Raw genomic sequence first — 10710 nt, 5'->3', positions numbered from 1 at the left:
ACCAAGGCGGGGGGGGCGGGGGGCGGGGCGGGGGGGGGCGGGGCGGGGGGGGGGGGGGGGGGGGCGGGGGGGGGGGGGGGGGGGGGGGGGGGGGGGGGGAGGGGGGGAGGGGAGGGGGGGGAGGGGAGGGGAGGGGAGGGGAGGGGTGGTGTGTGGCCGCGTTCGGCCGGGTTGCGTTGCGCGTAATGCGGCGCGGCCGAACCTCGCTGTTCGGCTGCCTCGTCGGCCCGTCCGCTGCACCGCCGATCTTGGTGCGAAAGGGCCCCTATGGGGGCCCCTATGGGGGCGGTTTCGTACCAAGATCCGGGAGACTGAGCTGGGGCGTGGGGGTGCCGTGGCGGCCGGCGCCGGCGGTGAAGCGGGCGGCGCCGGCCGTGGCGTCGGTGGCGAGGGAGTGCAGGCCGTAGGTCAGCTCGGTGGCCAGGGCTTCGGGCTCGGGTTGGGTTGCGGCGGCCAGCACGGCGGCGCGGTCGTTGCGCAGGCAGGTCTGGGGGTGAACGGCCATCTCGGCGGCCAGGCGCTCGGCCGCCGCCCGGGCCTCACCCGGGCCGACCAGCCGGTTGACCAACCCCATCGCGTACGCCTCCTCCGCCGGCACCGGGCGGCCAGTGAGGATCAGGTCCATCGCCCGGCTCTCGCCGATCAGCCTCGGCAACCGGACCGTGCCACCGTCGATCAGTGGCACGCCCCACCGGCGGCAGAAGACCCCGAGCACGGCGTCGGACTCGGCCACCCGCAGATCGCACCAGATGGCGAGTTCCAGTCCGCCGGCCACCGCGTACCCGGAGATCGCGGCGATCACCGGTTTGCTGAGCGTCATCCGGGTCGGGCCCATCGGGCCGTCGCCGTCCGGCTCCACCCGGTTGCCACGGGGCGTACCGATGGCCTTCAGGTCGGCGCCCGAACAGAACGTGCCGCCGGCTCCCCAGAGCACCGCCACCGCGGCGTCCGGGTCCGCGTCGAAGGCGCGGAACGCGTCGGCCAGGGCTCGGGCGGTCGGGCCGTCCACGGCGTTACGGACCGCTGGCCGGTCCAGGATCACCGTGGTCACCGGCCCGTTGCGCGTCACCCGTACCGCCATCGGACAAGCATGCCGGGTGAGCGACCGCTCGGGTACTGCCAGGGGCAAGTTGTCCCCGACGACCGGTTTGCGGTGGCGTACGGCGGGAAGTGGGGACCCGTGCGAGCGTTGTTGACGAAGATCGAGCAAGCCTCCCGCCTTGACCGGTTCGGCGACCGGCTACAGCGCGTTGTCGAGGGCACGCTACGCGGGCAGCGGGTCCGCGACCTGCTGCACGGTGTCTGGCTGGGGCATCCGCTGCACCCGGCGATGGTGCAGGTGGCGGTCGGCTCGTGGATGAGCGCGGCCGTACTCGACCTGCTGCCCGGTCAGCGGCGGGCGGCCACCGCACTCATCGCGGTCGGCACCGCGAGCGCCGTGCCGTCCGCCGTGGCTGGGCTCAACGACTGGGCGGCCCTCGCGCGTGACCAGCGTCGGGTCGGTCTGGTGCACGCCGCGTCGAACAGCGTCGCGCTGGTCCTGTACGGGGGCTCGCTGGCCGCGCGGCTGTCGGGTCGCCATGGCCTCGGTCGTACGCTCGGCTTCCTCGGGCTCGGTGCGGCCAGCGCGGGTGCCTACATCGGCGGGCACCTGGCGTACAAGCAGGGCGCCCAGGTGAACGTGAGCGTCTCCGACCTGCACCTGATCAGCGACGGGTGGCACTCGATCGCCGAATTGGCCAGCCTGCCGCAGCGGGAACTGGTCACCAGCAAGGTCGACGACGTCTCGTTGGTGCTCTACCGGCACGGCGACGAGGTGACCGTGATGCTGGAGCGCTGCCCACACCAGAGTGGGCCGCTCGGGCAGGGCGAGGTACGCGAGATCGACGGGCACGCCTGCGTGGTGTGCCCCTGGCACGGCAGCACCTTCCGGCTCAACGGCGGCGAGGTGGTGCACGGGCCGTCCTCCAACGACCAGCAGATCCTGCCCACCCGCGTGGTGAACGGCAGGCTGGAGGCCCGGCTGCCCTGATCGGGCGCCGCGGCCCGGCTGCCCTGATCGGGCGCCGCGCGTCACCGACCGCCGTCAGTCCTTGCGGTGCCGGCCGACCGGGAGTTCGTGGGGCGGGCTGGTCCGGACGTGTTGCCGGCCGGCGGCCGATGCGGCAGCCGGCCGGCGACGCAGACCCAGCACGGCGCCGATCTGTGCGCCGACGATGCTGGCGACGGCCAGCACAGCGGAGATGGCCAGGGGACGGTTCACCCGGTCGGGCTCGCCGGCCCGGGCCGCACCGACCGTCACCACCGGCGGGTGGCCTCCCGACACCTCGTCGCGCGGCGCGACCGGCTTGTCCTGCTCCGGCGCGGCCGGTGTGGGCGTCGCGGATCCCGGCTGCTGCGTCGGGACGCCCGGCCGCTGCGTCGCCCCACCCTGCGTGCTCCCATCCGGCGTGGTCGCGCCCGGCTTCGGCGGCGCGGGCCGCGCGCCCTCCCCGCTGTCCGGGGTACCCGGTCGGGGTGCGGGTCGGGTCGGCGTCGCGTCCGGACTGACCAGCCGACCGGTGGCGTGGGCGCGGGCGCCCTGGTCGCGGGCCTCCGCCGGCAGCTTGATGAGTTGGCCCGGGCGGATCCGGTCCGGGTCGCGCAGACCGTTGAGCTCGGCGATCTTGCGGTAGTCGTCGAAGTCGTCGAGGTACCGGTCGGCGACCTTGCCGAGGTAGTCGCCCTTGGCGACGCGGTAGACCGGGGCGTCGGCCGGCGCCGCAGCCCGGTCCGCCCGCGCCATCGCCGGTCCCACCGCAGCAGCCGGCGAACCCGCCGCCGTCGAACCCGCCGCCGTGAAGCCCGCCGCCGTGAAGCCCGTCGCCGTCGAACCCGCCGCCGTGAAGCCTGCCGCTGTGGCGCCCGTCGCCAACTCCGTCGCCGGGCCGGTCGCCGGGAGGCTCGTCGCCGGTCCGAGCAGGGTGGGACCGCCGGGTGCGGCGAGGGCCACGGTGGCGGTCGGCGCTGCGGCGTACGGACCAGCGGTGTACGCCGTGGTGGCGGCGCTGGCGGCCGGGCTGGCGGCGAGGATCAGCGCGACCGATCCGACCAGGGCGGCGGCGGCCCGCTGCTGCCGGCCCATGCCGGGCAACCGGGGTGCCGGTCGGCGCAGCGTCTGGGCGCCCAACTCCACGAGTACGGAGAGGGCGAACGTGGCCCACCCGAACCATCCGACCAGCGCCAGGGCCCGCAGGAAGAGTTGACCGTCGTCCCGGCTGGTCAGGGTGGTGCCGATCTCCGCCAGTGTGGGTACGTGGTCGGGCAACGGGTTGCCGGCGAAGGCCAGCAGCGCGATCGGCCCGCCGACCAGCAGGCCGACCAGCACGACGAGTGCACCGAAGCCGGTCAGCATTCGACCGGCCCGCCGTACGGCGGTACCACCCGATGCGGCCATGGCTACCTTCCTTCCCTTAGGGAACCCCGGTCAGCGCCCGCGCGGTCGCCTCACCGGAGACGGTGACGGTGTTGGAGAAGCCGAAGAGGCCGAGCATGGCCCGGCGGTAGGTGACCGTGACGCGTACCTGGATCAGGGTTTCGCCGTTGACCACCGGAAAGCTGACGGTGTGGCCGCTGGCCCCGGCGGCGGAGAGGTAGTCCGCGACGGCTCGGCGGGCCTGCCGCCGGTTGATCTGCTTGGGTCCGCCCTCGATCGCGGTGGCCAGGTCGATGGCCTGGCCACCCGCGCGAGCCGCCTCGGCGGCCAGGTTCTCGGCCCGCTGGAGGGTACGCAGTTGCCCGGCGCCGTCGAAGGCCATGCCGATGATGGCGAGCACCCCGACGAGGGAGATGGCGAGGAAGATGCTCACCCGCCCGTCCTCGCCCCGGCCGGCGGTCATCCTCGGCTCCGGTAGCGGTCCAGCGGTGAGGTGAACGAGGCGGTGATCCGCTTGCTGGCCGGCATGCTCCGCAGGCCGGGGAGTCTGATGTCCTGGTAGGACACGGTGCAGGCGAGTTCGACGGTGACCGAGGCGTCCTGCCCGACGGGGCTGCGGTACGCCGCGTTGAAGGTGGTGGACCGGCCGCCGACCGTACCCCGGAAGGTGACCTGGGGGGCGCCGGCGCAGGACACGCCGCGCCAGTTGAGCTGCTGGCGGGCCGCTTGCCGGGCCTCCCGGCGGGCGGTGGCCGCGTCGCGGGAGATCGAGGCGGCGCGGGCGGCGTCGTGCGCGGCGGCCTCCAGCGCCTCACTGGCCACGGCGGTACGCCCGGCGACCCCGGCCAGCACCATCATCGCCACGAAGGCGGGTGCCAGGACGGCCACCTCGATCGAGACGGAGCCCCGGCTCATCGTGCGGTCCATCGTTCCACCGTCCCGTGCGCGGTCTGCCGGACCGAGAAACTGACGCCGGGGATGACCGACAAAGACCTCCCGGTCACCGTGCAGGTCACGTCGGTGGCGTTGGTGACACAACTCGGCCCGGGCTGCTCCCAACCGACCAGCCAGTCGCCGGCCTGGTTGAGGAACCTCGTCGCCCGCGCGGCGCCGGCTCCCGGTGGGGCCTGGTGCAGCCGCTGGGCGTTGACGCCGCTCTGCGCGGCGTTGAGTGCGGTCGACCGGGCCACGAAGACGGCGGCGACCTGGATCGATGCGAACAACATCACGAGGATCGCGGGCATCGCCACCGCCAGCTCGACGGGATTGCCACCTCGCTCGCCGTCGCCGGGCAGCCGGCGGTGCCGGGAGGCCAATGCCCCTCGGCACCACCAGGCGGACCGGAATTGGTGCATGCTCAGCCACCCGACGGCGGGCCGGGGATGGCGTCCATCCAGCCGTTGGCCGCGCTGAGGGCGGCGGCGGTCACCGCCAGCGCGACGGCCACCAGGCCGAAGATGATCACCGCGGTGGGCACCGGGCTGTCGCCGCGATCGCCGGACAGCTCGGCCAGCCGTGCACGGAGCGCGGCTTGCAGGTGGGGCAACCGCGCTCCCAGCGCGCCTTGCAGGTTGGTGAGGACGGACATCGGGACTCCTTCGATCGGGGGTCGGGTTCTACAGGCGGGCCAGGAAGGGATAGATGGCGAAGCCGAGCAGGACGAAGACCAGCAGCGCGCCGGGGATGTCGAGCCGGCTGGTCACCCCCTCGGCCCGGGCCAGGTTGTCGGTGCGGATCTGGTCGCGCAGCGAGTCGGCGCGGCTGCGTAACGTCTCGTGCACCTGGGCGCCCTCGCTGCCGGAGGACCGCATGATCGCGCCGACGTCGCCCAGCTCGGGGATGCCGATCCGGTCGGCGAGGTCACGCAGTTCGTCCCAGGGCGAGTGCATCTGCATCTGGGCCATCCGCAACGCCTCGGAGATGCGGTCGAAGACCCAGCCCTCACAGATCGCCGCCGCCCGCTCCAACGACTGCACCGGGCCGTGCGCGGCGGACAGCTGCAACGCCACCAGGTCCAGGTAGGTGCAGACCGCTTGGCGGAACTCCTCCCGGGCGGCGTCGGCCCGGGTCAGCACCGACCGGTGCGCCACCAGGGCGCAGAGTGCCGCCAGGCCGAGGCTGCCCACCACCGGTACGGCCACCGGCAGCGAGACGCCGACAGCGAACAGGGTGAAGCTGAGCAGGGCCGGCGCGGCGAGTCCGATCAGCGCCGACAGCAGGATGGAGAGCGCGTACTGCTCGGGGCTGCGGTCGAGCAGGGCGAGCTGCCGGTGCGGTGGGCGCAGCCAGCGGGCCAGGTTGGTGAGCCAGTCCAGCTGACGGTTGGCGGGACCGGTCCGGGCGACTCCGGCCGGCTGGTGCAGCCGACGCAACGCCGGGCCGAGCGCCGGGGTCGCCGGCACCAGCTCGCGTACCACCAGGTACACGCCGAGCCCGATCGCCGCCCCGGCGACCACGGCAATGGTGAGGTGCAGGTTCACGCCACCACCTCGTCGGGATCGGGGGACGGCAGGAATCGGGCCGGGTGGGGTGGTTGGCTCATCGAGCGCACCCAGGCCAGCAGGCCGATGAAGGCGGCGCCGAGGACCGCCATCACGAGCTGGCCGAAGGGCGTGCCGTAGGGCTGGACGTACTCGGCGTTGAGCAGCCCGTACCCGATGGTGGCCAGGGTCATCCCGGTGAGGAACCGGACCGCGAACCGGGGCTGGGTGCGCTTGGCCTCGATCTCGCGGCGGGTGGCGACCTCGGCCGCCGCCGCACCGGCGATCGAACCGAGCACGTCGCCGAGCCGTTCACCCCGGTCGGTCAGGTGCAGGATGAGCGCCGCCACCACCTGGTCGCAGACCGGGTCGCCGATCTCGTCGGCGAACGCCAGCAGGGCCGCGCGGGCCAGCCAGCCGGCTTGGAGCCGGGCGGCGAGCAGCCGTACCTCCTCCTGGATCTCCTCGGGCGCGGTGTCGATCGTGCCGATGATCGCCTGCTGGAGCCCCTGCCCGGTGGCGGAGACGTCCTTGAGTCGACGGGTCCACTCGCCGACCGCCTCGATCCGGGCGATCGCCCGCTGCTCGGCCCGACCGACCGAGAACAGCCACGGGGTGCCCGGTACCGCCACCGCGACCAGCAGGCCGACCATCGGCAGGCCGGTCAGCAGGAAGGCCACCGCTCCGGCGACCAGCGCACCGATCAGCAGCGCCTGGTGGGTCTGCTGTTCGCGGACGGTGGTGCCCGAGCCCCGCCACAGCCGGCTGATCCCCGGGCCCGCGCCGGGCGCCGGGCCGGGCGGGCGGCGGGTGCCGACCAGCGCGACGACCACCAGCACCAGGCCGGCCACGCAGGCGGCCCCGGAGACCATCGCGATCAGTTCGATGTTGTTGGACACGGCTCACCGCCGACCCAGTCGGGTCTGCTTGGGTCGCCGCCAGGCGCCCTGCCCGGCCTCGATCCAGCGGCTCAGCAGCCGGGCGTCGTAGCCCACCCGCAGCAACTGGTCGCGGACCCGTTCGGGCAGGTGACGGGGGACCGCGCGGCCGTCCGGGCCGGGCCCGAAGACCTTGGTGGTGGTGATCCGGCTGGCCTCACCGACGCCGATCACCTCCTCGACGTGCGAGACGAACCGGTGCTTGCGCCCGCCGATGCCGGTCTCGTCCTCGACGGTGACGTAGACGATGAGGTCGAGGGCGTTGCCGGCCATCCGGCGGGCCTGGTCGACGGTCATCTCCCGGCCGTGCGCCAGGGCCAACTCGATGATCCGTTCGCTCACTCCACCGGGCGTACGAGCGTGGATGGTGCACATCGAGCCCCGGCTGGTGGTCATCGCCTGGAGCATCGGCACGATCTCCCGGGACCGCACCTCGCCGACGATGATCCGCAGTACGCCCATCCGCAGCGACACCGGAATCAGGTCGGCGATGCTCACCTCACCGGCCGGTCGACCGTCCGGCCCGCGTTCGCCGTGCCCCTCGCGGGCCTCGAAGCTCATCACCGCCCGGTGCCGCTCGGTCCGGCGGGCCGGCAGCAACTCCCGGCTCTCCTCCAGCAGCACGTACGGCTCGTCGGGCGGGATCTCGCTCATCAGCGCCCGGATGACGGTGGTCTTACCGGCGCCGGCCAACCCGGCGACCATGATGTTCAGGCCGGCGCGCATCGACGCGCGGAGGAAGTCGCGCAGCAGCGGGTCGACCATCTCGTCCAGGTCACCACGGGTGCCGGCCAGATCGTCGAGGGTCACGTCGAGGGTGTTGTGCTTGCGGATCACCGCGTACGGGCGGTGGCTGACCAGGAACACCGCCGCCAGCCGGCTGCCGTCGGGTAGTTGCAGGTCGAGGGTGGGCTTCGAGGTGGAGAGCGAGCGTTCGGTGGAGCCGGCCCGCCGGGCCGCCGCCTGGAGGATCTCCACCAACTCGTCGTCGCTGTCGGCGATCGGCTCGGCCCAGTCGACGCCGCCGCCGTGTCGGGTGATGCGCACCTGGTCGCAGCCGAGGATGTGCACCTCCTCGATGGTGTCGTCGACGAGCAGCGTCTGCAGTCGACCCAGACCGGCCAGCTCGGCGGTGACCTGGTCGAGCAGCAGCCGTTCCTCGCCGGCGGCCATCGGGGTGCCGGCCCGGCGGACCGAGTCGGCGTACTCGGCGACCAGTTGCACGGCGAGCCGGGCCCGCTCGGTGTCCTCCTCGTCGACGCTGAACTCCCGGCCCCGCTGCCACCGGGTGAGCCGTTCGCTCAGCTCCCGCCGCAGCTCGCGTACCACCTGGAAGTCCACCCGTGGCCGGGGTGGCGGTTCCGGTGCCACCGCCACGACCGGTACCGGCACCGCCGGGTGCGGCCGGCCGTTGGCCGGCGGCAGCGGTGGAGCGGTGGAGGTGGCCCCGGGCGGCTGCCGGCGGGGATCCGAGGAGACCGGTTCAAAGCGCATCGGGCACCCCCTGCGCGACCGGCCAGGCCAGTCGGGCTCGCCGCCGTTCCAGCAGGGCGCCGACCGGCACCTCCAACCCCCGGGCCGCGCGCAGCAACGGCCGTCCGGCGCGCACCGTGCCGCCCAGGCTCAACACCTCGGCGGTACGCGGGTCGTGCGGCAGCCGGGCGATCACCGGCAGCCGCAGCGCCTTGCTGATCTCGCTCTTGCCGTGGCCGCCGCCGACCAGCAGCAGCCGCAGCGTGCCGGGTTCCACCCGATGCTCGGCGAAGTCCCGTTCGAGGGTCTGGAGCATGGCGCGGGTGCCGGACAGGTCGGGCAGCTGCGCCCGGGTCACCACCAGCACCACCGACGCGGCCCGCAGCAACGGCCATGGCGGGCCGGTCACGTGCAGCCGACCACAGTCGACGATCACGTCGTACGGCGGATCACCACGTTCCAGCCCGGTGAAGAAGTCGGCGAACCGCTGCCAGAGTGGGATGACGCTGCCGGCCTGGGCCGGGTCGACCACGCCGGGCAGCAGCAGGCGTTCCCGGCGCGGCGCGTCCAGGTCGACCAGTTGCGACCAGAACGCGGTGTCCAGGTTGCCGTCGCGTAGTTCCCCGACGGCCAGTTCGCCCAGGCCGCGTGGGCCGTCCAGCGCGCCGCCCAGGTAACCGGCGAGGACCGATCCGCCGGCCGGGTCGCACTCGGCGAGGACCACCCGCCGGTGCCAGCTCAGCGCGCAGGCCAGCGCGGTGGTGGTCACCCCGGGCGAGCCCTTGGCCGAGACCAACGCGATGATCGCCATCAGGCCGCCTTGGTCAACACGACCGCGATCCGGTCCTGTGCGGCCAACGCCACCACGGCGGGTACGTCCCGCACGGCCAGGGCCAGGTAGACGACCACCTCGTCGCGGCCCTCGGTGCTGACCGCGTCGGTGACGGTGGCGGTGAACCGGGTGCTGCTGGCGGACGAGCCGCCGCCGCTGCCGCTCTCGTCTCGGGGGGTGCTGACCAGGAGGACCTGGTCGCCGGGGCGGAGTTTGGGCGCCGGCACCTGCGCCGCCCGCAACCCGAGTGCGATCTGTTGCTGCCCCGGACCGAGCAGCGGCTGGTCGGTGAGCTGCGCCATGGTCAGCAACGTGCCGGGGGCCAGCGAGACGGCGGCACGCATGCCGACCACGTCGGCGAGTTGGCCGGCCGGTACGGGGTCGAGGCCCTGCCCGCCGGCAACCTGCACCGACACCAGGTCGCTGGCGCTGAGCACGCTGCCGACCTCGACCGTCCGGGCGATCGCCAGGTAGCTGCCGGTCGCCCGGACCGACGTGACCGCGAACGCCGAGCCCAGTCCGCCGAGGGCGATCAGCAGTACGGCCAGGCCGAGCAGCCCGGGGCGTACCCGGCGTTGCCGGACGACCTTGGGTGGGGCGACCGGCGCGTCCACCGGAGAGGGTCCATTGCGGGTCGCCACGCTCATCTGGTCACCACCTGAAGCTCGTTGATCTGGATCTCGACCGGACCGGTGGTGCGGGTGACGCCGCCGATGCTCCCGGTCTGGCCACCGCTGCTGGTCCACGTGACGCTCCAGTGCGTCGTCGCCTGGACCTGGTACGTGCGTGCCTCCGGGTAGCCGTCGTGGTAGCCGCAGTCAGGGGAGCGTTGCCCGGCATGTCGGCCGCGGCGGTCGTACGCGGTGCCGGGGCCGTCGCAGGTGACCCGGTCACCGTTGCCCATGTCCCAGACGATCCGGTCGACCTCGGCCCGGATGGTGACGGTCAGGCCCCGGTCGGAGGCGGAGGCGCTCTGCGGACCGAAGTAGGTGGTGCCCCGGCTGGCCCACATCCAGACCGGCAGACCGACCAGCCCGGGGCCGACGGACTTGCGCGGCGCGACCGCCGCCCGTGGCGCGAGCAGGGTGATCGAGGCGAAGGCCCGGCGGGCCAGTTCCTCCGGGTCCGGCGGGGCGCCGTAGCCGGGCGGCGGCCCCTCCCGCAACTCCGTGCGTACGCTGCCGAGATCGCCGCCGTTGCAGGTGAGCGTGTACCACTGCCAGCCCGGCGGCGCCTCCTGCTGCGGCTCGGCGAGCCGGTAGTAGCAGCCGTCGTTGCTGTTGAACCAGCCCAACTGCTCGTCGTAGCAGGGGATGGTGCGGCCGTTCCACTGGCAGACGCCCCCGCCGCTCCCACCGCCGTTGTTTCCGCCGTTGTTTCCGCCGTTGCCTCCGCCGCCGGGGGTGCCGGGGTCGTCGTCCCAGACGTCGCAGTTGGGCTGGGCGGGCGGGCATTCGGCGCCGGGATCGGCGGCACCGGCCGGCACCGCCGGGCCGGTGGCCAGCAGCAGCGCCAGCGCGCCGCCGAGCAGCATCCGGCGGGTGCCCACGGCCGTCCACCGGCGCCGTCCGG

General features: G+C 73.9%; 13 protein-coding genes. 1 reads left to right on the top strand and 12 read right to left on the bottom strand.

Annotated elements, in window-relative coordinates; all coding sequences use genetic code 11:
* Positions 1 to 277: 277 nt before the first annotated feature.
* Entirely contained in the window at positions 278 to 1081 is an 804-nt protein-coding gene (locus tag E0H26_RS21510; RefSeq protein ID WP_131306528.1) for a crotonase/enoyl-CoA hydratase family protein, read from the bottom strand.
* A 99-nt stretch (positions 1082 to 1180) separates the two neighbouring features.
* On the opposite strand from E0H26_RS21510, the gene E0H26_RS21505 reads away from it, so the two are divergent.
* Complete coding sequence (locus tag E0H26_RS21505) at positions 1181 to 2032, top strand: Rieske (2Fe-2S) protein (protein WP_131306526.1); 852 nt, start codon at positions 1181 to 1183, stop codon at positions 2030 to 2032.
* Between the two features lie 54 nt (positions 2033 to 2086).
* On the opposite strand, the gene E0H26_RS21500 is transcribed toward E0H26_RS21505, so the two are convergent.
* From E0H26_RS21500 to E0H26_RS21450, 11 genes are read right to left on the bottom strand one after another with little or no spacing between them, the layout of a single operon-like run.
* Positions 2087 to 3436 (bottom strand): LysM peptidoglycan-binding domain-containing protein, encoded by a 1350-nt coding sequence (locus E0H26_RS21500; protein ID WP_240742296.1) that lies wholly within the window; start codon positions 3434 to 3436, stop codon positions 2087 to 2089.
* A gap of 16 nt (positions 3437 to 3452) precedes the next feature.
* Complete coding sequence (locus E0H26_RS21495) at positions 3453 to 3878, bottom strand: pilus assembly protein TadG-related protein (RefSeq protein WP_131306524.1); 426 nt, start codon at positions 3876 to 3878, stop codon at positions 3453 to 3455.
* A complete protein-coding gene (locus E0H26_RS21490) occupies positions 3875 to 4342 on the bottom strand; it encodes a TadE/TadG family type IV pilus assembly protein (RefSeq protein ID WP_131306522.1) in 468 nt (155 codons plus the stop codon). Before E0H26_RS21490 ends, E0H26_RS21495 begins: the two co-directional genes overlap by 4 nt.
* Complete coding sequence (locus E0H26_RS21485; protein ID WP_131306520.1) at positions 4327 to 4770, bottom strand: TadE family protein; 444 nt, start codon at positions 4768 to 4770, stop codon at positions 4327 to 4329. The genes E0H26_RS21490 and E0H26_RS21485 overlap by 16 nt, the downstream gene beginning before the upstream one ends.
* Before the next feature lie 2 nt (positions 4771 to 4772).
* Positions 4773 to 5003, bottom strand: a complete 231-nt coding sequence (locus tag E0H26_RS21480) for a hypothetical protein (RefSeq protein WP_131306518.1) — start codon at positions 5001 to 5003, stop codon at positions 4773 to 4775.
* Between the two features lie 28 nt (positions 5004 to 5031).
* The gene (locus E0H26_RS21475; RefSeq protein ID WP_131306516.1) at positions 5032 to 5895 is read right to left on the bottom strand and encodes a type II secretion system F family protein; all 864 of its coding nucleotides are present in this window, start codon (positions 5893 to 5895) and stop codon (positions 5032 to 5034) included.
* Positions 5892 to 6767, bottom strand: coding sequence for a type II secretion system F family protein (locus E0H26_RS21470; RefSeq protein ID WP_131306554.1), 876 nt, complete (start codon positions 6765 to 6767; stop codon positions 5892 to 5894). The genes E0H26_RS21475 and E0H26_RS21470 overlap by 4 nt, the downstream gene beginning before the upstream one ends.
* A gap of 30 nt (positions 6768 to 6797) precedes the next feature.
* Positions 6798 to 8327 (bottom strand): TadA family conjugal transfer-associated ATPase, encoded by a 1530-nt coding sequence (locus E0H26_RS21465; protein ID WP_131306514.1) that lies wholly within the window; start codon positions 8325 to 8327, stop codon positions 6798 to 6800.
* A complete protein-coding gene (locus tag E0H26_RS21460) occupies positions 8317 to 9117 on the bottom strand; it encodes a CpaE/TadZ family protein (RefSeq protein ID WP_131306512.1) in 801 nt (266 codons plus the stop codon). The genes E0H26_RS21465 and E0H26_RS21460 overlap by 11 nt, the downstream gene beginning before the upstream one ends.
* Positions 9117 to 9785 (bottom strand): SAF domain-containing protein, encoded by a 669-nt coding sequence (locus E0H26_RS21455; protein WP_131306510.1) that lies wholly within the window; start codon positions 9783 to 9785, stop codon positions 9117 to 9119. Before E0H26_RS21455 ends, E0H26_RS21460 begins: the two co-directional genes overlap by 1 nt.
* The gene (locus E0H26_RS21450) at positions 9782 to 10672 is read right to left on the bottom strand and encodes a hypothetical protein (protein ID WP_131306550.1); all 891 of its coding nucleotides are present in this window, start codon (positions 10670 to 10672) and stop codon (positions 9782 to 9784) included. The genes E0H26_RS21455 and E0H26_RS21450 overlap by 4 nt, the downstream gene beginning before the upstream one ends.
* Positions 10673 to 10710 lie beyond the last annotated feature (38 nt).

This window comes from Micromonospora zingiberis, from assembly GCF_004331455.1.
GTDB lineage: Bacteria > Actinomycetota > Actinomycetes > Mycobacteriales > Micromonosporaceae > Micromonospora > Micromonospora zingiberis.
The sequence above is the reverse complement of the archived record's forward strand: the minus strand, read 5'-3'. Positions and strand labels throughout refer to the sequence as shown.

What these genes read in the sequence shown, in the direction of transcription:
- E0H26_RS21500 (WP_240742296.1), bottom strand. Translation starts at nt 3,436, where the DNA reads ATGGCCGCATCGGGTGGTACCGCCGTACGGCGGGCCGGTCGAATGCTG.
- E0H26_RS21490 (WP_131306522.1), bottom strand. Translation starts at nt 4,342, where the DNA reads ATGGACCGCACGATGAGCCGGGGCTCCGTCTCGATCGAGGTGGCCGTC.
- E0H26_RS21460 (WP_131306512.1), bottom strand. Translation starts at nt 9,117, where the DNA reads ATGGCGATCATCGCGTTGGTCTCGGCCAAGGGCTCGCCCGGGGTGACC.
- E0H26_RS21510 (WP_131306528.1), bottom strand. Translation starts at nt 1,081, where the DNA reads ATGGCGGTACGGGTGACGCGCAACGGGCCGGTGACCACGGTGATCCTG.
- E0H26_RS21480 (WP_131306518.1), bottom strand. Translation starts at nt 5,003, where the DNA reads ATGTCCGTCCTCACCAACCTGCAAGGCGCGCTGGGAGCGCGGTTGCCC.
- E0H26_RS21450 (WP_131306550.1), bottom strand. Translation starts at nt 10,672, where the DNA reads ATGCTGCTCGGCGGCGCGCTGGCGCTGCTGCTGGCCACCGGCCCGGCG.
- E0H26_RS21470 (WP_131306554.1), bottom strand. Translation starts at nt 6,767, where the DNA reads ATGGTCTCCGGGGCCGCCTGCGTGGCCGGCCTGGTGCTGGTGGTCGTC.
- E0H26_RS21485 (WP_131306520.1), bottom strand. Translation starts at nt 4,770, where the DNA reads ATGCACCAATTCCGGTCCGCCTGGTGGTGCCGAGGGGCATTGGCCTCC.
- E0H26_RS21495 (WP_131306524.1), bottom strand. Translation starts at nt 3,878, where the DNA reads ATGACCGCCGGCCGGGGCGAGGACGGGCGGGTGAGCATCTTCCTCGCC.
- E0H26_RS21465 (WP_131306514.1), bottom strand. Translation starts at nt 8,327, where the DNA reads ATGCGCTTTGAACCGGTCTCCTCGGATCCCCGCCGGCAGCCGCCCGGG.
- E0H26_RS21455 (WP_131306510.1), bottom strand. Translation starts at nt 9,785, where the DNA reads ATGAGCGTGGCGACCCGCAATGGACCCTCTCCGGTGGACGCGCCGGTC.